Raw genomic sequence first — 20,225 nt, 5'->3', positions numbered from 1 at the left:
ATGCGACCGCTCAGTTCGCTGCCCGGCGTGCCGACCCTGGTCGACGGTGACGTCCTGCTCCGGCCGCCCAGTGCCGAGCAGGACGCCGACACCGTGCTGGCCGGCACCCGGGACCCGATCGTGCGCGAGTTTCTGCAGGGCGTCGTCCCGCACCGGGACCGGTCGGCCGCCGCCGAGTGGCTCGACCGGGTCCCGCCGCGGCTGTGGGCCGAGGACCGGGCCGCCTACTTCGTGGTGGCCCTCGGCGCGGGGCCGGCGGTGGGGTGGGCCGAACTCGTCGACTTCCGGGCCGGGACGCAGAGTGCCGAGGTCGTCGTGTGGCTACTGCCGGAAGCCCGCAGCCTGCGCACGGCGACCAGGGCGCTGCGCCTGATCTGCCGGTTCGGCTTCGAGCAGCTGGGTCTGGCACGGATCGACGCCTATGCGGCGGCCGACAACATGCCGAGCCAGGTGATGGGCGCCTGGATCGGCTTCCGCCGGGCGGGCTACCGGCCGGCGCTGTTCCGCAGCTCGAGCAGCCACCGCCTGCACGACGCGGTGCACGCCACGCTGGTCCCCGAGGACCTGAGCTGAACCAGGTGGCAGTGGAACGGTGTTGGGGGCGCGGGGCCTCCCCTGGTGTTTCAGCGGTGTTGCAGCGGTTCTGCAGCAGCCGTACAGAAAATTCTCAGAGCGCTGAGGGGTGGCCAGGAGAGCCGACGGACCGTCAGACTTGACGCAATCGCGTCAATGATGATCATCGGCGCGCGGTCGGTCCGGCCGGTCCTCGGCATGCCGCGGCCCTCCCGCCGCGGTCGGGCGGCGGGGTCCTGGGCAGCGGACTCCGCGCGCCACGCCGCGGCCTGTCCCCACGTCACCCAAGGAGCCCCTTCGATGGCAGCCACTCCCCGCCCGCTGACCGAGCAGGCGACGCCCCACGTGTTAGGGCTGTTCCGGATCGTCACCGCCCTGCTCTTCGCCTGCCACGGCGCCTCCTCGATCTTCGGCATCCTCGGCGCCCACGGCGGCCACAGCCTGCCGGTCGGGCAGTGGCCCGGCTGGTGGGCCGCGCTCATCCAACTGGTGGGCGGCGCCCTGGTCCTGCTGGGCCTGGGCACCCGGCCGACCGCGCTGCTCTGCTCCGGCTCGATGGCCTACGCGTACTTCACGGTCCACCAGGAGCACGCGCTGTGGCCGATCCAGAACGGCGGCGAGCTCTCGGTGCTGTTCTGCTGGATCTTCCTGACCGTCGCCACGGTCGGCCCCGGCAGCTTCGCGATCGACTCGCTGGTGCGCCGCGCCGCCGCCGGTGACCGGGTCGCGCCCCAGGCCCGGCCGACCGCGAAGTCGCCCGCGAAGTCGGCTGCGTAGTACGCACGTCAGGCCCGCACGTCGGGCCGGCACGGCGCGTCGGGCCCGGACAGCCCGCTGCCGCGGAGCGCCAGGCAGGGCGCTTCGCGGCAGCGGTTCAACTGGGTCGACGGCCAGTCGGCCGGCCGGACTCAGCCGGTGAAGGCCGCCAGGCCGTTCGGGGTGCCGAGGCCGGTGGGGCCGTCGTAACCGGCGCCCGCGGTGCACAGGTACGAGCCGCCGCAGTCACCGTTGGTGCCGCTGGTGACGTCGTTCAGCGCCGAGGTGTTGGCGTAGGCGTCGGCCGCCGGGACCGCCGCGCTCGGGTTGCCGGCCAGCGCGTACACCGAGGCGATGATCGGCGAGGAAGCGCTGGTGCCGCCGTAGACGTTCCAGCCGGTGGCGCCGTAGGTGTCGTAGACCGCGACACCGGTGGCCGGGTCGGCGACCGCGGAGACGTCGGCGACGGTGCGGTTGGCGCAGTCGCTGTCGGTCTGCCAGCTCGGCTTGGCCTCGTACGCGGAGCAGCCGGAGCCGGTGCCCTCGCCGCCGGCGCTGGTGCCCCAGACCGACTCGCTCCAGCCGCGGGAGCTGGAGTCCGCGGTCAGCGAGGTGCCGCCCACCGCGGTGACGTACGGGGAGGCGGCCGGGTACTCGACGCCGTAGCCGCTGTCACCGGCGGAGGCGGTGATGGCGACACCCGGGTGGTTGTAGTACTGGTCGGCCGAGGACGCCTCGTCCGAGGTCTCCGAACCGCCGTAGCTGTTGGAGACGAACTTGGCGCCCATGGAGACCGCCTGGTTCACCGCGGTGCCCAGGTCCTGGGTGCTGGCCGAGGCGGCCTCCACCAGCAGGATGTTGCAGTTCGGGCAGGTGGCGCTGACCATGTCCAGGTCCAGCGAGATCTCGCCGGCCCAGCCCTGGTCCGGCGACGGGTAGTTGGTGCCGCCGTTCTCGTCGACTTTGGTGAAGCAGCCGCCGGCCGAGGTGCAGGCGGGCAGGCCGAACTGGCTGCGGTAGGCGGCCAGGTCGGACTCGGCGTTCGGGTCGTCCTGGGCGTCGACGATCGCGACCGTCTCGCCCGCGCCGTTGGAGGCGGCGGCCGAGGTGAGGTTGTACGCGCTCTGGATGTCGGTGGGGCCGAAGCCGGAGACCGAGCCGTCGGCCTTGGCGGACCGGGCGTTGGCGTGCAGGCCCTTGGCGTGCGCCTTGACGGTGCCGCCGGTGACGCGCAGCGCGTTACAGGCCAGGAAACCGGGCAGCGGGTCGGCACAGGACCGCGCGAAGCTCACCCCTTGGGGAGCGGTGCTCGCCGGTGCGGCCGACGCGGGTATCGCGGCGAAACCGGAGACGGCGAGGCCGGCGGCGGCGGTGACCGCGAGGACGGCGCGCCGGACGGCGGGCGTGACGGAGGTACGCAAGGTAACGTGCTCCTCTGTTCTGGTGAACCGGAATGTGGGGGTCGGCCCTGGGCGTGGGGTGCCGAGAGCTCCGGCCGCACGCGAACACTGACGGTGGTTCATCCCGCCGTGACGCGCCTTGGTTGCGGCTGGGGATGACCTTAGATTTGCATGAACTCGTCAGACAACGGGTGCGGCAGGGTCGGCACACGATCCCCTCGCCAGGCCCGCCGTCTCCATCATCTCCGCGCGGTCGTCACCATCGCTTGGGCTGACGATGGGCTGTGCCGCGAAACATGCCTGACGGGAGGTCAGTCCCCTGGCCTGACGGACTTTTGGTGGTCGGCCGGGCCGCATCCACGCGCTGACCCCGCTCTCATCCGGGCATCTGCCCCGGCCTTTCAGCCGACTCCCAGGGAGGCCGTCACTCTCGGTACGCCCCGGTGCCGCCTCGGAAGGCCGGTGACAGCGCCGGTTCAGTCCAGCGGCCGGCCCAGCACCAGGAGCAGGAAGACCGGCGTCCGGTACACGGCGTCGAAGGCCACGCCGTACGCCTCGCGGTGCGCGGGGTCGGGACGCGGCTCGATCAGGTCGAGCAGCACCAGGCCCGCCTGTCGCGCGCTGTCCAGCGAGGCGCTCAGCGGGCGGCGGAAGAAGTGGACGGCGAGCGGCGGGCCCTCCTCGGTGGGCCACTCGTCGTGCACCTCCTCCACGGCGTGGTAGTCGCCGCTGGGCGACAGGCGCTGCTCGGCCATCGGGTGGCCGGTGGAGACCAGCACGACCCCGCCCGGCGCCAGCACCCGGCGCAGCTCGGTCAACGCCGGTACCCAGTCCCGCAGATAGTGCAGGCAGAGCGAGACCACCACCACGTCGAAGGAGGCGTCCCTCGCGAAGTCGAGCGGCTCACGCAGGTCGTGGACGACCAGGCGTGCCGCGCCGCCGACCCGCTGCCGGGCGAGGTCGACCATGGCGGCACTGGCGTCGAAGCCGACCACCGAGGCGCCCCGCGCCAGCAGCAGTTCGGTCAACCGGCCGCCCGCGCAGCCCACTTCGAGGACTCTGCGGCCGGCCAGCGGCGGACAGGCGGCCAGCATGGCCGGCCGCTCCAGCAACGTGTTGTACGGGCTGACCGCACTGTGCCGGTCATAGCGCCGCGCTATCGCGTCGTACTGCGCCCGCTGCGCCGTCTCCTCGGATGTCATACCGTCAGGACCTCCTGATCAAGGGATTCGACCTTGCCCCACGCTAACCGGCTCGGGCTTCCTTGATCAGGTGGTTCCGACGACTTTTCGGTGCACAGAACCGGGCGGGGCCTGGTCAGTGCCGGTGGTGGTTGTCCGGCTGGGCCGGGTCGCCCGGGTGTTCGAGCCCCGGGACCAGGGTGAGGCGTTCGGCGCGAGCCCGGTCGAGCCAGCGGACGAAGGCGATCCGCCGCGCGCAGTCGCGCAGTTGCTCGGCCGCCTGGTCACTCGCCCGGTCGGCCGCCCGGGCGCTCGCCCCAGCGGCCGCCTGCTCCGTCGCCTGCTCGGCCGTCCGGCCGGTCAGGGCCGCCGTCCAGGCTCCCACGGTGACCGTCTCCCCCGCCGGGGCGCTGCGCAGGGCGGCGACCAGGCCGGCCGGCAGGCTCGCCGGGTCGGCCTCGAAGTCGCCATCAGGGGTGGTCAGTTGCCAGCGCTCGGCGACCGGGGCGCGGCTGCCCGCGACAGCGGCGCGGTAGGCGGCGACCTCGGCCGGCGTGGCGTCGACGTCGGCGGTCACGGCGGCGAAGACCGCGCGGACGGCGGCGCTGCCCTCGTAGGCCGCCGCCGCGATCGAGCCCAGCTCGACCGCGGCCCGCTGGTCCAGGCGCACCGGCTCGGTGGCGGAGCAGTCCAGGCCGCGCGCGAGGGCCTCGGCCCGGCAGAGCTGCTCGGTGAGCACCACCTGGGCCACCCAGCGGGTCAGTTGCCGGTCCTCGGCGCTGCCGGGTGCGGGCAGCGCCGAAGCACGCGGGCCCTCGCGCAACGCGGAAAGCCGGCGGTCGAGTTCGGTGCGCGGCAGCGGACGTCCGTCCAACAGGCCGATCAGGTCGACCGGTTCGGCCAGCACCGGCACGGCCGTCACGGCGCCACCACCAGCGCGACGGTGGGCGCGTACTGGCAGCGGCCGAACCACATCACCTTGGTGACCGCCCAGTAGGAGCCCGGGTCCATGTCCAGTGGCGGCGCGACCTCGAAGCCGAAGGTCTGCCGCTCCCCCGGCGCCAGGCTGAAGCCGGCCACGGGCGCGCCGAGTGCCGTCCAGGTGCCCCACGGCGAGACGGTCTGCAGCTCGCCGCGGATCTCACCCCGGGTGCGGTTGGTGAGGACCACCTCCAGCCAGCCCCGCCCGCCGGGCGCCACCCGCAGCTCGGTGGCGGCGGACTCCACCAGCAGCCCGGTGTCGCGCCCGATCTCCGAACCGGTGCCCTGCGCCTTGCCCCAGTCGTCCAGCGGCTCGCCGGGCGCCGGCAGCAGCTCGGGCAGGTCGCCGACCGCGACGGTGGCCACGTCCTCGATCCGCTGGCCCGCGTGCTCGGTGCGCACCGCGACGAAGTACAGGCCGGCCGGCGTGCCGGCGGGCGGGGTCACGGTGACCGGGAAGCGCAGGTGCCCGGCGGCGTCCAGGCGGTAGGGGCGGCGGCGCAGGTCGACCTGCCAGCCGTCCGGCGCGATCACCTCCGCGGTGCCCTCCACCGCCGCGTCCCGCAGGTGCGAGGCGAGCACCACGGAGAGCTCCAGCGCCTCGCCCGCGGCCTCGCCGCAGGTCAGCAGGCCGGGACTGACGCCCACCGAGACCGGCAGGTAGCCCATCGGGGCCGGGCCGCGGTTGTGCAGCCAGTAGCGGGCGTGCACGGGCTGGGCGATCTCACCGACCGGGCCGAGCGGTTCACCGCAGGCCGAGCCGCCCGCCGGGCCACCCTCCGCACCGCCCGCCGAGCCGCCCACCGGGCCGAGCGGGCGGGCGGTGAGGGTGGCGACCTGCGCCCCGGTCAGCTCCAGCTCGCCCGTCACCGGTGCCTGCGGGCGCTCCAGCAGGTCCGCCCGGTGCAGGCCGTCGAACTCCAGCGCGCCGCTGAGGCGCGCGGTGCGGCCGAGGCCGGTGGACTCGACCAGCCGCAGGGTGATCCCGGCGGCCGGGTCGAGCACGGCGGCCGACCCGGCGGCGATCGGGTCGCCGGTGGGCTTGAGGGTGCTCAGCCGCACCTCGCGGGCCGGCTCGACCCGCAGCCAGGACCGGGTCGCGGGCAGCGCCCCGTCCTTGGCCGGCACCACCCGGGCGAGCAGGTCGTGGTTGAACTCCTGGCCCTGCGCGGGCAGCGTCAGCTCCCGCCAGTCGCCCGCGCCGGAGACCAGCGAATAGCTGAAGTCATGCGTCCAGTGCTGGAGTTGGAAGGAGGAGCCGTCCGGCACGGTGCGCCGCGGCGGGTCGATCCAGACCCCGGAGGGCCAGCCGGTGCAGGAGCGCAGCAGCGACAGGTGCAGCGCGCCGGTGGGGTCGACCGCGAAGCCGGGCAGGCCGTAGGTGAGCAGTGCCGCCGTGTGGTCGGTGAGCTGCTCGGTGGCGGGCAGCTCACCGGGGCAGACCGCCTCGATCCGGGCGTCGGCCAGGTCGGCGGCCAGCGGCCCGGGGTCGAGGACCACCAGGGCGGGCAGCGCGCGCAGGTCGCGCAGGTCGGCGCCCGGCTGCCAGACCTCGGTCAGCGGCTTGTCGGCGGGCACCCAGACCCGGCCGTGCTCGGCCAGCACGGCCGCGTGGTCGGCGCCGGCCCGCTCCAGCAACTCGGCCGCGGCGGCGTTGGTCTCGGGGCCGCCGAGGACGATCCGGAAGTCCGGCAGGTTGGAGTCGACGTCCAGCCAGCCGTACCTGGACCAGTCGGCGCTCGCGGTGGTCGCGGTGACCCCGGCCGCGGCGAGCGCGACCACCAGGTCGCGGGCGTCGGCGGCGGCCGCCAGCTCGGGGACGATCACCTCCGCGACGCCCAGCGCGCGCTCGCCCAGCGCCTCGCCGCCCGGGCCGGTGAGCGTGACGCGGGCGGTGGCGCTGAGGCCGAACCAGGTGTTGGCCGGGTTGTCGAGCGTCCAGGGCGCCTCGGCCACGTCCACGTCGGGCAGCGCGAAGCCGCGTCCGACCACGGCGTCGGCCACCTCGCTGACCGGCAGGGTGCCCGGCAGGTCGAGCGGGAAACGCAGTCGCAGCAGGCGGTCGGCGCTGGTGTGGTCGATCACCCGGGTGCGGCAGTCGACCCGCGGCACACCCTGCCACAGCGTAACGGTCTGCTCGTAGGCCAGGCCGTCGACGGTGCCGGTGACCACCAGCCGCTCGCCGAGCGGGCCGGTCTCGCGCCGCACCTCGGCAGCGCCGGCCCGCGAGCCCACCACCGGCCCCTTGGGGACCAGGTGCCAGGGGCCCTCGCCGAAGTCCGGGTGCTGCGGGTACTCCTCGTACATCCGCAGTTCGTTGCCGATCTGCTCGGGGCTGATCAACTCCCGCCCGTGCACCTTGTCGTGGACGCTGCTCAGCCCGCCGCCGCGCTCGGGGTCGGCGGTGACCCGGTAGCGCGCGTTCTCGACGGTCAGGCCGTCGGCGGCCTGCCACAGGGCGTCCGACGGTCCGTCGACCAGGCGCCAGGTGCGCCAGCCGAGCGCGGGCACCAGGCCGGCGTGGAAGTACAGGGTGCCCCGGTCGACGGCGCAGGCCACCGGCGTGCCGCTGTCGTCCAGCACCCGCACCTGGGTCAGGCCCGCGGGCAGCTGCACCGCGACGGTGCCCGAGCGGTCGAAGGAGAGCGTGTTGGTGACCACCACGGCGTGCCGGCCCTCGCCGGCGGTGTCGATCCGGGCGACCAGCGCGTCGAGCGCGGTGTCCCGCACCTGGGCGGCCAGGTCGTGCGCCTCGCGCCAGCCGCCGAGCAGGTCGAGGTAGACCTGGTCGGACTCCGAGCCGGTGATCGCGTCGTGGTGCGCGCCGTAGGCCAGGTGGCGCCAGACCTTGTCGAGCGCGGCCTGCGGGTAGCCGCCCAGCCCCTGCAGCGCCGCCAGGGTGGCGAGCTTCTCGGCGTCCAACGCCGCCACCTCACCGGCCCGCTGGGCCTGCTTGGTGTCGATGTAGGAGACGTCCTTGCCGGTGTAGACCGGGTTCATGTCGCGGGTCTGCGGGCTGGGCCGGCGCCCGGTCGCGGCGAACTCCTCGCGCACCGCGGTGAGGAAGTCGCGCGGGGTCGCACAGACGAACCGCGGCCAGAGGTACTTCTGGGCCCAGGAGCGGTGGATCTCGGTGACCCACTTGTTCGGCGGGGTGTAGTCGGTGCCGACCGGCAGCAGCAGGTTCTTCGTCGCCCCGACCGGCTTGAGCTTGCGGTACAGCTCGTAGACGGCCGCCTCGGCGGTGGCCAGGTCGGCGGAGGAGTCCATCCACCAGCCGGCCGAGTAGTGGTTGGGCATGTAGTGGGTGAGCACGCCGCGCCCCGAGGGCGAGAGCCACTCGAACTCGCTGGGGAACTGCATCACGGTGGCGTCGTCCTTGGCCACCTGGAAGTTCTTCTGGATCGGGCCCCACTGGTGGAAGGGACCGCGGGCCCAGGCGCTGCCGGTCAGGCCCGCGTCGGCCAGGTAGCCGGGGAACTGCGGATCGTGGCCGAAGACGTCCAGCTGCCAGGCGGTCTGCGGGTCGCCGCCCAGGATCTCGCGCTGGTAGCCGATGCCGTAGACCAGGTTGCGGATGGTGGTCTCGGCACCGGTCAGATTGGTGTTGGGCTCGTTGTAGGTGCCGCCGACCAGCTCCACCTGGCTGCGCTCCAGCAGCCGGCGCAGATCGGCGCGGCGCTCCGGGTGCTGGTCGAAGTAGGGCTTGAGGTAGTCGACTTCGGCGAGCACGAACTTGTAGACCGGGTCGCGCAGCGCCAGCTCCAGGTGGGCGTCCACCAGGGCGAAGCCGTTGCGCTCCCACAGCGGGCGGGTGGTGGCGTCGCCGGAGAGCAGCTCCCACGGGGAGGTGTAGGCGGCCTGGGTGTTCCACCACACCGGGTCGTAGTGGAAGTGCGAGACCAGGTACATGGTCCAGCCCGGCTCGGCGACCGTGACCACGGCCTCGGCGCTCGCCTCCCCCGCCGTGACGGTGACCGGGAGTTCGGCGCCCGGGGCGGCGTCCGCGGGCAGGTCGAGCGGGATCTCGACTGTGCCCGTGCCGGTCGCTGCGCCCCGCACACCCGGTCCGTGGACCGCGATCGGGGTGGGCGGGCCTTCGATGGTCACCCGCAGCACCTGGTGGGGTGCCTGTGCGGTGCCGACGAACAGGTCGGTGCATTCGACGGCGGTGATGGCGACCGGCACGGGTCGATCCTCTCTGCTGAACAGTCAGACGGTGGAACGGCTATGCGGTGTGACTACCAAGCGAGTTGGGCGGCCTTCAGCCCATCGCGCGCTTGGCCGCGGCGTACCAGGAGGCCGGGCCGGTGCCGTTGACCGGAACGGCGTTGAAGTACTCCCAGCCCGCCACGCCACCGAAGTTGGCGTACTCACCGACCAGCGAGCCCAGCGTGCCGGCCAGCTGGCCCGGGTCGATGTAGCCCGAGCAGTTGGCGGAGTTGGTCACCGTGCCGGCGACCACCCGGGAGGGGTCGAAGCCGTTCTGGATCACGGCGTCGTAGGCGGAGGTGTCGCCCAGGTCGCCCCAGCCGCAGTAGAACTGGGCGTTGTACCAGGAGATCTTGCTGCCCATGTCCTGGTCGAGCTGGCTGTAGCTGAAGCCGCCGGAGAAGTTCGAGCCGCCGGACAGGTCGCTGGCCACCGGCGCGAGGTTGATGATGAAGCCGCTGCCGAAGTCGGTCCGCAGCTGGTTGATCAGGTGCTCGGTGTCGGCCAGCGAGAAGGTCTCCTCCATGTCGAGGTCGACCCCGTCGAAGTGGTAGGTGCGCAGCGTGTCGCGCAGCTGCGGGTAGTAGGTGTTGAAGTCGTTGTGCAGGTCGGCGTAGCTGCCCTGGGCGGCGCCGCCGAGCATCGCCTCCACGTGCGCGCCGGACTGCTGCAGGGTGGCGAGGTCCTGCCACATCCGGGTGTACTTCGACGAGGACGGCGGGTCGTCGTTGAGCGTGATGCTCTTGCCCGCGTTGAGGTGGAAGGCGGCCACGTCGATGTCGGTGGCGGTGTTCTTCAGCGGCAGCGGCGAGACGTAACTCCCGTTGCTGTACTGGGTCTGGTAGTAGGCGACGACGTGGTGGGCGGGGGTGCCGCGGTGGTGCAGCGCGGTGGCGTTGTGCTGGGTACCGCTGTCGGCGGGCGCGTGGGCACTGGCCTGGCCTGCGGTGAGCGCGAGGGCGCCGACCGCGAGCAGGGCCGTGCAGGCACGAGCGAGGCGACCCGACATGGTTACCTCCCGGTGTGGGGGTGGATGAGGGTGGTCGCGGAGCGTCCGCCGATCGTCGGACGCTCCGCCCCGGGACGCTAAAGCGATTTAGCTCACCCGTCAATGCCATCGACTGTTCTCGACGGCGCCTGCGGTGTCTTCGGCCGGTTTCGCTGCCCTTTCGGCCACCGCCGGCGCCCTCGGCGCACCGCCCGCCGAGCCCTCGGCGCACCGCCCGAGCCCTCGGTGCCGCGGCCCGCGCCCTCAGCGCCGCGGCATCGCCGTGCTCTCGCGCACCGTCAGCCGCGGGGTGGGCGTCTTGAGGTCGGCCGCCGACTCCGGGTCGTCGATCACCGCGAGCAGCGTCCTGGCCACCTGCTCGCCGAGCGTGAAGGTGTCCCGGGAGAGCGCCGTCAGCGGCGGGTGCACGATCCTGGCCAGCACCGAGTCGTCGAAGGAGACGACGGAGAGCTCGGCGGGCACCGCCACACCCATCTCGGTGGCCACCCCGAGCCCCGCCACCGCCATCACGTCGCTGTCGTAGATGATCGCCGTCGGCCGCTCCCGGCGGGCCAGCAGGGTCCGGGTGGCGGCGGCCCCCTCGGCGTCGCTGAAGTCGGTGGGCAGCGAGAGCGCCTCGGTCAGGCCCAGCCGCTTGGCCGCGTCGCGCAGCGCGCGGATCCGGCGCTGGGTGTGCTGGAAGGCGGGCAGGCCGGCCAGGTGGGCGATCCTGCGGTGCCCGAGCGCGGCCAGGTACTCCACGATCGAGAGCATCGCCTCCCGGTCGTCGGCCCAGACGCTGGGCAGCCTGCCGTGCTTGCCGGGGCCGCCCAGCACCACGGTGGGCATGCCGAGCTCCTCCAGCACCTCGATCCGCGGGTCGCGCACCTGCAGGTCGACCAGGACGAAGCCGTCCACCCGGTGCTCGGAGGCCCAGCGCCGGTACACCTCGATCTCGGCGGCGGTGTCCTCGACCACCAGCAGCTGCAGCGCGGTGGAGTGCACCGAGAGTCCGGCCTGCAGGCCGGAGAGCAGCTGGGCGAAGAACGGTTCGAGCCCCAGCGTGCGCGCCGGGCGCGCCAGCACCAGGCCGACCGCGCCGGCGCGCGCCCCGCCGAGCGCCCTGGCCGCGCTGTGCGGGCGCCACTTCATCTCCTCCGCGACGCGCAGGATCCGGGTGCGGGTCTCCTCGCTCACCCCTGGGCGTCCGTTGAGAGCGAACGACACCGCGCCCTTGGACACCCCCGCCTGTCGGGCGATGTCGGCGATCGTCGGTCTGCCCATCGTGTTCTGTTTCCTCTCTTGACACCTTTGCCGTGCTGGAGCATAGTCCACCATCAACTGGACCGGTTTAGTAAATCGCTTCAGCACCCACTCAGCCCCCGCTTTCCCCCCGCACCCACCCTCGAACCTCCCTCACCTCGTCGGGCAGGACCAGGAGTTATCGATGCGAAGAATCCAGGCCGGCATCACCCTCGCAGCCCTCGCAGCCCTCGCGGCCCTCACCGCAGCCACCCTCACGGGCTGCGGCGTCGGCAGCAGCAGCGACTCGGGCGCCGCCAAGCAGACCGTCGCGGCGGACGCCCCGATCAAGGGCGAGATCACCTTCCAGACCTGGTCGCTGAAGAACGACAAGTTCACTCCCTACTTCAACGGCCTGATCAAGGACTTCGAGAGCCAGCACCCGGGCACCACGATCACCTGGGTCGACCAGCCCGGTGACGGCTACGCCGACAAGGTGACCAGCCAGGTGACCAGCAACAGCCTGCCAGACGTGATCAACCTTCCGCCGGACATCGCGCACTCGGTCGCCAAGGTGGGCGCACTGCTCGACCTCAGCAAGAACGTGCCGACCCTGTCGCAGGACTACGTGCACAGCGGCCTGGCCGCCTACACCTACTCCGACATCGGCCCCGACGGCTTCGGCCTGCCCTGGTACCTGGGCACCGACGTCAGCTACTGGAACAAGGGGATGCTCCAGCGCGACGGCCTGGACCCGAACAACCTGCCGAAGACCTTCGACGAGCTGGTCGCCCAGGCCAAGATCATGCACGACAGGTCGGGTGGCAAGGACTACCTGATGAGCCGCCCGCCCGGCCTGTCGGACATCGTGAACTCCGGCACCCCGCTGATGAGCCCGGACGGCAAGAAGTTCACCTTCAACACCGACGGCGCAGCCGCCATGCTGGACAAGTACACCGCCGCCTACGCGGCCGGCTACCTGCCCTCCAACGTGCTCACCAGCACCTACGAGGGCAACTCCGCGCTGTTCAACAAGCAGCAGGTGGGCTGGACGGTGGCCGGCGGCAACTTCATCACCAGCGTCGGACAGAGCAACCCGAGCCTGGCCCCGCAGATCGTCCCCTCCCCCGCGCTGGACACCGCCCCGCTCTACGTCCAGGGCCTGTCGGTCTCCGCCAAGAGCAAGAACCTGCCGCTCGCGCTGGCCTTCGGCAAGTTCGTCACCGACAACGAGAACCAGGTCGCCTTCGTCAAGCTGGCCCCCGGCTACCTGCCCGGCAGCGCCGCCTCGGCCAACGACCCGGCCTACAGCAAGAGCGACGGCACCCCGCAGGGCGACGCCTCGGTGATCGCCTACCAGGACATGCAGAAGGCGGTGAACTTCACCCCGCCGCAGTGGACCGACGCCATGGACACCTACCTCAACCAGCAGGTCGCCCTGGCGATGACCGGGAAGGAGTCGGCCAAGCAGGCCCTGGACAACGCCGCCAACCGGGCGAACCAGCTGCTCGGTCAGTGAGCCAGTGATCCGCCACGCTTCCTGGAGGACCCGATGAAGGCCCACCGCTGGTACACCCCCTGGCTGTTGATCGCCCCCGCGCTGATCTGGCTCGCCGTCTTCAGCCTCTGGCCGGCGATCAACACCGGTGTGCTCTCGTTCACCAACGTGCACACCCTCAGCGGCGGGCAGTTCATCGGCGTGCACAACTACGCCCTGATGTGGCACGACCCGCTGCTGCGCGACGCGATCCTCAACACGCTGATCTTCATGGCGGTCTGTGTCCCGCTGCTGACCTTCCTGCCGCTGCTGCTGGCCATGCTGGTCCAGCGCACCCTGCCGTTCATGGGCTTCTTCCGGACCGTCTTCTACTTCCCGGTGATCGCCTCCGCCGTGGTGGTGGCGCTGATCTGGCAGTGGCTGCTGGACGACCGGGGCCTGGTCAACGGGCTCGGCAAGCAGATGGGCCTGATCCACTCGACCGTGCCCTTCCTGACCGACCGGTGGCTGCTGCTCTTCAGCGCCATCACGCTCACCGTCTGGAAGGGCCTGGGCTACTACATGGTGCTCTACCTCTCGGCGCTCGGGAACGTGCGCCGAGAGCTGCACGAGGCCGCCGCGGTGGACGGCGCCGGCACGGTGCGCCGCTTCTGGGCGGTGACGGTGCCCGGTGTGCGCGGCACCATGGCGCTGGTCTCGGTGCTGATCGCGGTCAACGCCATGCGCACCTTCTCCGAGCTGTACATCCTCGGCGGACGCACCGGCGGCATCGGCGGCCAGGACGTCTCGCTGGTGATGCTGATCCAGCAGGCCGCCTCGGGCAGCGACGGCCGGCTCGGCTACGCCTCCGCGCTCAGCGTGCTGCTCTTCGTGCTGACCATCGGCCCGCTGCTGCTGCTGGCCCGCTGGAACCGGAGGACCGACTGATGACCGCCCTGTCCGACCGGGTCGACGCCCCGCCCGCCCCCGCACCGGCCCCCGCCGCCAGGCGCGGGCCCGGGCGGCGCCGCTCCCCCGTCTTCGACGCGGTGACCCCGCTGGGCCTGACCGCCCGCTACCTCACCCTGCTGGTGATCCTGGCCGTCACGGTCGGGCCGATGCTCTGGGAGCTCTCCACCTCGCTGAAGAGCGCCTTCGAGGACGTCTACACCGCCACCCCGCAACTGCTGCCGCACCACCCGACCTTCGCCAACTACGGCAAGGTGGCGCGGGCCGTGCCGATCGGGCACTTCGCGCTCAACTCGATCATCGTGGCGGCGCTCTGCGTGGGCGGCAACCTGCTCGGCGCCACCGCCGCCGGCTACGCGCTGGCCCGGCTGAGGTTCCGCGGCCAACGGCTGGTGCTGGGCCTGTTCCTGTCCACCCTGGTGCTGCCCGGCGAGGTGACCATCATCTCGCAGTACCAGACGGTGACCAAGCTCGGCTTCGGCAACTCGCTGATCGGCGTGGCGCTGCCCGCCATGATCGGGGCGCTGAACGTGCTGCTGATGCGCAACGCCTTCCTGGCCCTGCCCGCCGACGTGGAGGAGGCCGCGGTGATCGACGGGGCCACCGTCTGGCAGCGCATCCGCTACATCGCGCTGCCCAGCGTCAAGGGCACGCTGAGCGTGGTCGCCATCCTGACCTTCATCGGCGCCTGGGACGACTTCCTGTGGCCGCTGCTGGTCCTGCAGAGCCCCGACAAGCTCACCCTCACCGTCGGCCTCTCCTACCTGCAGAACGTCTTCTCGGCCGATCCGCGCACCCTGGCGGCCGGCGCGATGATCGCCCTGCTGCCGATCCTGGCGCTCTTCGTGGCACTGCAGCGGTTCTTCTTCCGCGGCGTCGGCGAGGGCGCGGTGAAGGGCTGATGACCAGCCGACACGTACCGGAGAACTGAGACTACTCATGAGTGACGCGATCGACGCGCCGAGGTTCGGCGTCAACTACACCCCGGCCAAGGGATGGTTCCACCACTGGCTCGACTTCGACCTCGACGCGGTGCGCACCGACCTGGACTCGATCGCCGGGCTGGGCCTGGACCACCTGCGGGTCTTCCCGCTCTGGCCGCTCTTCCAGCCCAACCGCACGCTGATCCGCCCGCGCGCCGTCGAGCAGTTGGTCGCGCTGGTGGACGCGGCGGGCGAACGCGGCCTGGACGTCGCGGTGGACGGCCTGCAGGGCCACCTGTCCAGCTTCGACTTCCTGCCCTCGTGGACGGCCACCTGGCACCGGCGCAACATCTTCACCGACCCCGAGGTGGTCGAGGGGCAGGAGGACTACCTGCGCACCCTGGCCGGCGCGCTGGCCGAGCGGCCCAACTTCCTGGGCCTGACGATCGGCAACGAGATCAACCAGTTCTCCGGCGATCCGCACCCCGACCCGGACCGGATCACCCCGGAGCAGGCCGCCGCCTGGCTGCGCCGGGTGCTGGCCGCCTGCGAGCAGGGCGCGCCGGGCCGGCTGCACCTGCACGCGGAGTACGACGCGGCCTGGTACCAGGACGACCACCCGTTCACCCCGGCACAGGCCGCCCGGATCGGCGCCGCCACCGCCGTGCACTCCTGGGTCTTCAACGGCACCGCGCAGCGCTACGGCGCCGACTCCACCGCCTGCGACCAGCACGCCGCGTACATGGTCGAGCTGTCCAAGGCCTGGGCCGAGGACCCGCACCGCCCGGTCTGGCTGCAGGAGGTCGGCGCACCGGCCCCGCACATCGCCCCCGAGGCGGCGGGCCGCTTCACCGCCACCACGGTGGCCGCCGCGCTGGACTGCCCCGACCTGTGGGGCGTCACCTGGTGGTGCTCGCACGACGTGGACCGCTCGCTCGCCGACTTCCCCGAACTCGAGTACAGCCTGGGCCTGCTCACCAACGACCAGCAGGTCAAGCCGGCCGGGCGCGCGCTGGCCGAGGCGGTCGCCGAGGCCCGCGCGAACGGCCGCAGGCCGCTGCCGCGCACCACCGCGCTGGTGCTCGACCTGCCTCTCGACGCGCCCAAGCGCTCCACCTGCGCCCCCGGCGGCGCCTTCTTCGAGGCCTTCATGCGGCTGGCCGCCGACGGCGCGCGGCCCACCGCGCTGCTCGCCGAACACGCCGCCGACCAGGCGCACCTGACGGCCCGCGGCATCACCGAGGTCGTCACGGTCGAGGACGTCGACCGCACCTGACCTACCCTCGAGTCATCCGACCCGGCACACCCCACCCTCGCCCTCTCCTGGAGCCCACATGCACGACGACCGCAGCCTGGTCGAGTCCCGTCTCAAGCGCGTACTCGACGAGCGCATCCGCCCCGCGGTCTATCCGGAGTCCGTCCCGCTGGAGGTCGGCATCTGGACCGCCCCCGACGAGCCGGTCCCGGTCGCCGAGGGCCTGGCCGCCCCCCGCAGGCCGATCGCGGTCGGCGACGCGTGGGGCGCGCCCTGGGGCACCAGCTGGCTGACCGTCTCGGGGACGGTGCCCGAGGCCTGGGCCGGGCGGACCGTGGAGGCCCTGATCGACCTGGGCTTCGACAAGAACATGCCCGGCTTCCAGTGCGAGGGCCTGGTCTACCGCCCCGACGGCACGCCGGTGAAGGGCCTGAACCCGTGCAACCAGTGGGTGCGGGTGGCCGCACCGGCAGCCGGCGGCGAGCAGGTGCTGCTGCACGTGGAGGCCGCCTCCAACCCGGTCATCCTGGACTACCACCCCTTCCTGCCCACCGAGTTGGGTGACAAGGAGACCGCCGGCGACCAGCCGCAGTACACGCTGGCCCGGATGGACCTGGCGGTCTTCGACGAGACCGTCTGGCACCTGGTGGCGGACCTGGAGGTGCTGGGCGAGCTGATGGCCGAGCTGCCGGTGGACGGCCCGCGCCGCTGGGAGATCCTGCGCGCCGTGGAGCGGGCGCTGGACGCCGTCGACCTGCAGGACGTGGGAGCGACGGCCGCCGCCGCCCGCGCCGAGCTGGCCGGGGTGCTGGCCGCCCCCGCCGTGCCGTCCGCGCACAGGCTCAGCGCGGTGGGCCACGCGCACATCGACTCCGCCTGGCTGTGGCCGCTGCGCGAGACGGTCCGCAAGGTGGCCAGGACCACCGCCAACATGACGGCTCTGCTGGAGGACGAGCCGGACTTCGTCTACACCATGTCCCAGGCCCAGCAGTACGCCTGGATCAAGGAGCACCGGCCGGAGGTGTACGACCGGGTCAAGCAGGCGGTGGCCGAGGGCCGCTTCGTGCCGGCCGGCGGGATGTGGGTGGAGTCGGACACCAACATGCCGGGCTCGGAGGCGATGGCCCGTCAGTTCGTGCACGGGAAGCGGTTCTTCCTGGAGGAGTTCGGCGTCGAGAACCAGGAGGCCTGGCTGCCCGACACCTTCGGCTTCACCGGCGGCCTGCCGCAGATCATCAAGGCGGCCGGCTCCAAGTGGCTGCTGACCCAGAAGATCTCCTGGAGCCAGGTCAACAGCTTCCCGCACCACACCTTCTGGTGGGAGGGCATCGACGGGACCCGGATCTTCACCCACTTCCCGCCGATCGACACCTACAACTGCTCCATGAAGGGCAGTGAAATCGCGCACGCGGCAAGGAACTTCAAGGACAAGGGCCGGGCCAGCCACTCGCTGGCGCCCACCGGCTGGGGCGACGGCGGCGGCGGGACCACCCGCGAGATGATCGCCAAGGCGGCCCGGATGCGGAACCTGGAGGGCTCGGCCACCGTCACCTGGGAGAAGCCCGCCGACTTCTTCGCCAAGGCGCAGGCCGAGTACCCCGAACCGCCGGTCTGGGTCGGCGAGCTCTACCTCGAACTGCACCGCGCCACCCTGACCAGCCAGGCGAAGACCAAGCAGGGCAACCGGGCCAGCGAGAACCTGCTGCGCGAGGCCGAGCTGTGGGCGGCCACTGCCGCCGTTCAGGCCGGACTCCCCTACCCCTACCAGGAGTTGGACCGGATCTGGAAGACCGTACTGCTGCACCAGTTCCACGACATCCTGCCCGGCTCCTCGATCGCCTGGGTGCACCGCGAGGCGGAGCGGACGTACGCCGCCGTCGCCGAGGAGCTGACCGGGATCATCGCGGGCGCCCAGCAGGCACTGGCCGGTGACGCCACGTCAGGAACCGAGGTGGTCTTCAACGCGACCCCGCACGAGCGGGGCGGGGTACCGGCCGCCGGCGGGCGCCCGACGACCCGGGGCCGGCGCGGCAGTTGCTCGCTCCAGCAGCGCCCCGAGGGCGGCTACCTGCTGGACAACGGCCTGCTGCGGGTCGCGGTGGACGGGCGCGGCCTGGTCGTCTCGGTCTACGACCTGGCCCAGGAGCGCGAGACCATCGCCCCCGGCACCGCCGCCAACCTGCTACAGATCCACCCGGACTTCCCCAACATGTGGGACGCCTGGGACGTCGACCAGTTCTACCGCAACACCGTCACCGACCTGACCGGCCTGGACGAGCTGACGGTGGCCGCCGAGCAGCCGGAGGCGGTCGCGGTGCGGGTGACCCGCTCCTTCGGCGCCTCGAAGGTGGTGCAGACCCTGACCCTGACGGCCGGCACCAAGCGGCTCGACCTGGACACCGAGGTGGACTGGCACGAGACGGAGAAGTTCCTCAAGGCCGCCTTCCCGCTGGACCTGCACACCGAGCGCTACGCCTCCGAGACCCAGTTCGGCCACCAGCACCGCGCCACCCACACCAACACCAGCTGGGAGTCGGCCAAGTTCGAGGCCTGCAACCACCGCTTCGTGCACTTCGCCGAGCCCGACTGGGGCGTGGCCCTGGTCACCGCCTCCACCTACGGCCACGACGTGACCCGCACGGTGCGCCCCGAGGACCACGGCACCACCACCACGGTGCGCGTCTCGCTGCTGCGCGCCCCGCGCTTCCCCGACCCGCACACCGACCAGGGCCTGCACCGCTTCCGGCACGCGCTGGTGGCCGGCGCCACGATCGGTGACGCGGTGCGCGAGGGCTACCGGATCAACCTGCCCGAGCGGCGGGTGCCCGGCGACGCCGAGGTCGCCCCACTGGTGCACGTGGACAACGACGCGGTGGTGGTCAGCGCCGTCAAGCTGGCCGACGACGAGAGCGGCGACGTGGTGGTGCGGCTCTACGAGGCGCACGGCGGCCGGGCCAGGGCCACGCTGCACACCTCCTTCGAGCACACCGCGGTGCAGGTCTGCGATCTGCTGGAGCGCCCGCTCGGCACCGAGGCGCAGGTGCGCGAGGATGGGATCGCGCTGCACCTGCGCCCGTTCGAGCTGGTCACGCTGCGCCTGACCCGCACCGGGGCCACCGCGTAGCGCCGCGCTCCACCCGTCCCGTCGTCCACCGGCTCCCGCCAGTTCCCGAGGCCCACGATGTCCACCGAAGAGTCCATCGCCCAGCCCGCCGTGCAGCCCGCCGCCCCGCACCCGGCACAGCAACCCACCGGCCTGATCGCCGCCCTCGACATCGGGGGCACCAAGATCGCCGGTGCGCTGGTCGACCAGCAGGGCACCCTGCTGCACCGTGCCCAGCGGCCCACCTACGCCCACGACCCGGGCGAGGCGGTCATGCTGACGGTCCACCGGATCCTCGGCGAGCTGGCTGAGGACCCGCGCTGGTCCGAGGTCCGGGCGGTGGGGATCGGCTGCGCGGGGCCGGTGGACATCACCCGCGGCACGGTCAGCCCCGTCAACATCGCCGGCTGGCGCGACTTCCCGCTGGTCGCACGGGTCGCCGCCGACCCCGCGGTGCTGAAGCTGGCCAGGGCGACCGGGCCGGGGACGGAGCAGGGCGTGCCGGTGCGGCTGGCCGGGGACGGCGTCGCGATGGCGGCCGGCGAGCACTGGCGCGGGGCCGCCCGGGACAGCGCCGACGCGCTCTGCCTGGTGGTCTCCACCGGGGTCGGCGCCGGGCTGGTGCTCGACGGCGCCGTGCGGCCCGGCCCCAGCGGCAACGCCGGGCACCTGGGCCACCTGAGTGTGGACCTGAACGGCGAGGTCTGCCCGTGCGGCTCGCGCGGCTGCGTCGAGGTGCTGGCCAGCGGCACCGCCATCGCCCGCCACGCGCTGCGCTCCGGCTGGCGCCCGGCGGCCCGGGACGCCGCCACCGACGCCGCGGCCGTCGCCGAATCCGCGCGCCAGGGCGACCCGCTCGCGCTGGCCGCCTACGAACGCGCGGGCCAGGCGCTGGCCGCGGGCATCGCTGCCACCGCCACCCTGCTGGACCTGCGGCTGGCCGTCATCGGCGGCGGCGTGGCCGGGGCGGGCGACCTGCTGCTCGCCCCGCTCCGCCGCCACCTGGACACCTACGCCGCCCTCTCCTTCGTCCGCCCCTTCGAGGTGCGGCTCACCGAACTCGGCCCCGACGCAGGCCTGATCGGCGCCGCGGCCCTCACCCTGGTCAGACCGTGAGGCGCGGCCCGGCGAAACCGATTTCCCCTCACCGCCGCCATGCCGTAGA

14 protein-coding genes are annotated in these 20,225 nt (G+C 72.7%); 8 read left to right on the top strand and 6 right to left on the bottom strand.

Going from position 1 to position 20,225, the window contains the following annotated elements; translation table 11 throughout:
- Both OG294_RS34165 and OG294_RS34160 read left to right on the top strand, forming a co-directional pair.
- Entirely contained in the window at positions 1-573 is a 573-nt protein-coding gene (locus OG294_RS34165) for a GNAT family N-acetyltransferase (RefSeq protein WP_327071774.1), read from the top strand.
- Between the two features lie 300 nt (positions 574-873).
- The gene (locus tag OG294_RS34160) at positions 874-1,350 is read left to right on the top strand and encodes a DoxX family protein (protein WP_327070425.1); all 477 of its coding nucleotides are present in this window, start codon (positions 874-876) and stop codon (positions 1,348-1,350) included.
- A 131-nt stretch (positions 1,351-1,481) separates the two neighbouring features.
- On the opposite strand, the gene OG294_RS34155 is transcribed toward OG294_RS34160, so the two are convergent.
- The 6 genes from OG294_RS34155 to OG294_RS34130 form a co-directional block, all read right to left on the bottom strand.
- On the bottom strand, positions 1,482-2,750 hold the full coding sequence (locus OG294_RS34155) for a S53 family peptidase (protein WP_327070424.1): 1,269 nt from the start codon (positions 2,748-2,750) through the stop codon (positions 1,482-1,484).
- 455 nt (positions 2,751-3,205) lie between these two features.
- Positions 3,206-3,931 carry a class I SAM-dependent methyltransferase gene (locus OG294_RS34150; RefSeq protein ID WP_327070423.1) on the bottom strand — a complete coding sequence of 242 codons (726 nt, stop codon included), beginning with the start codon at positions 3,929-3,931 and terminating at the stop codon, positions 3,206-3,208.
- Between the two features lie 115 nt (positions 3,932-4,046).
- The gene (locus tag OG294_RS34145) at positions 4,047-4,832 is read right to left on the bottom strand and encodes a DUF7158 domain-containing protein (RefSeq protein WP_327070422.1); all 786 of its coding nucleotides are present in this window, start codon (positions 4,830-4,832) and stop codon (positions 4,047-4,049) included.
- A complete protein-coding gene (locus OG294_RS34140; RefSeq protein ID WP_327070421.1) occupies positions 4,829-9,079 on the bottom strand; it encodes an NEW3 domain-containing protein in 4,251 nt (1,416 codons plus the stop codon). The genes OG294_RS34145 and OG294_RS34140 overlap by 4 nt, the downstream gene beginning before the upstream one ends.
- 76 nt (positions 9,080-9,155) lie before the next feature.
- Complete coding sequence (locus tag OG294_RS34135) at positions 9,156-10,112, bottom strand: glycosyl hydrolase family 18 protein (protein WP_327070420.1); 957 nt, start codon at positions 10,110-10,112, stop codon at positions 9,156-9,158.
- 243 nt (positions 10,113-10,355) lie between these two features.
- Positions 10,356-11,375 (bottom strand): LacI family DNA-binding transcriptional regulator, encoded by a 1,020-nt coding sequence (locus tag OG294_RS34130; RefSeq protein ID WP_327070419.1) that lies wholly within the window; start codon positions 11,373-11,375, stop codon positions 10,356-10,358.
- Between the two features lie 163 nt (positions 11,376-11,538).
- Here OG294_RS34130 and OG294_RS34125 point away from each other — a divergent pair, with 163 nt between their 5' ends.
- The 6 genes from OG294_RS34125 to OG294_RS34100 are packed head-to-tail and all read left to right on the top strand — an operon-like array spanning position 11,539 to position 20,176.
- Positions 11,539-12,852 carry an ABC transporter substrate-binding protein gene (locus OG294_RS34125; protein WP_327070418.1) on the top strand — a complete coding sequence of 438 codons (1,314 nt, stop codon included), beginning with the start codon at positions 11,539-11,541 and terminating at the stop codon, positions 12,850-12,852.
- Between the two features lie 33 nt (positions 12,853-12,885).
- A complete protein-coding gene (locus OG294_RS34120; protein WP_184933890.1) occupies positions 12,886-13,758 on the top strand; it encodes a carbohydrate ABC transporter permease in 873 nt (290 codons plus the stop codon).
- Entirely contained in the window at positions 13,758-14,681 is a 924-nt protein-coding gene (locus OG294_RS34115; protein WP_327070417.1) for a carbohydrate ABC transporter permease, read from the top strand. The genes OG294_RS34120 and OG294_RS34115 overlap by 1 nt, the downstream gene beginning before the upstream one ends.
- Before the next feature lie 37 nt (positions 14,682-14,718).
- Complete coding sequence (locus OG294_RS34110; protein WP_327070416.1) at positions 14,719-15,978, top strand: glycoside hydrolase 5 family protein; 1,260 nt, start codon at positions 14,719-14,721, stop codon at positions 15,976-15,978.
- A gap of 58 nt (positions 15,979-16,036) precedes the next feature.
- Positions 16,037-19,081: an alpha-mannosidase gene (locus OG294_RS34105; RefSeq protein WP_327070415.1), complete on the top strand. Its 3,045-nt coding sequence runs from the start codon at positions 16,037-16,039 to the stop codon at positions 19,079-19,081.
- Between the two features lie 57 nt (positions 19,082-19,138).
- The gene (locus OG294_RS34100) at positions 19,139-20,176 is read left to right on the top strand and encodes an ROK family protein (protein WP_327070414.1); all 1,038 of its coding nucleotides are present in this window, start codon (positions 19,139-19,141) and stop codon (positions 20,174-20,176) included.
- Positions 20,177-20,225 lie beyond the last annotated feature (49 nt).

Source organism: Kitasatospora sp. NBC_01302, from assembly GCF_035976515.1.
Lineage (GTDB): Bacteria > Actinomycetota > Actinomycetes > Streptomycetales > Streptomycetaceae > Kitasatospora.
The sequence above is the reverse complement of the archived record's forward strand: the minus strand, read 5'-3'. Positions and strand labels throughout refer to the sequence as shown.

Coding starts and splice junctions, on each gene's coding strand:
- OG294_RS34125 (WP_327070418.1), top strand. CDS start 11,539: ATGCGAAGAATCCAGGCCGGCATCACCCTCGCAGCCCTCGCAGCCCTC.
- OG294_RS34115 (WP_327070417.1), top strand. CDS start 13,758: ATGACCGCCCTGTCCGACCGGGTCGACGCCCCGCCCGCCCCCGCACCG.
- OG294_RS34150 (WP_327070423.1), bottom strand. CDS start 3,931: ATGACATCCGAGGAGACGGCGCAGCGGGCGCAGTACGACGCGATAGCG.
- OG294_RS34120 (WP_184933890.1), top strand. CDS start 12,886: ATGAAGGCCCACCGCTGGTACACCCCCTGGCTGTTGATCGCCCCCGCG.
- OG294_RS34135 (WP_327070420.1), bottom strand. CDS start 10,112: ATGTCGGGTCGCCTCGCTCGTGCCTGCACGGCCCTGCTCGCGGTCGGC.
- OG294_RS34165 (WP_327071774.1), top strand. CDS start 1: ATGCGACCGCTCAGTTCGCTGCCCGGCGTGCCGACCCTGGTCGACGGT.
- OG294_RS34105 (WP_327070415.1), top strand. CDS start 16,037: ATGCACGACGACCGCAGCCTGGTCGAGTCCCGTCTCAAGCGCGTACTC.
- OG294_RS34100 (WP_327070414.1), top strand. CDS start 19,139: ATGTCCACCGAAGAGTCCATCGCCCAGCCCGCCGTGCAGCCCGCCGCC.
- OG294_RS34160 (WP_327070425.1), top strand. CDS start 874: ATGGCAGCCACTCCCCGCCCGCTGACCGAGCAGGCGACGCCCCACGTG.
- OG294_RS34110 (WP_327070416.1), top strand. CDS start 14,719: ATGAGTGACGCGATCGACGCGCCGAGGTTCGGCGTCAACTACACCCCG.
- OG294_RS34130 (WP_327070419.1), bottom strand. CDS start 11,375: ATGGGCAGACCGACGATCGCCGACATCGCCCGACAGGCGGGGGTGTCC.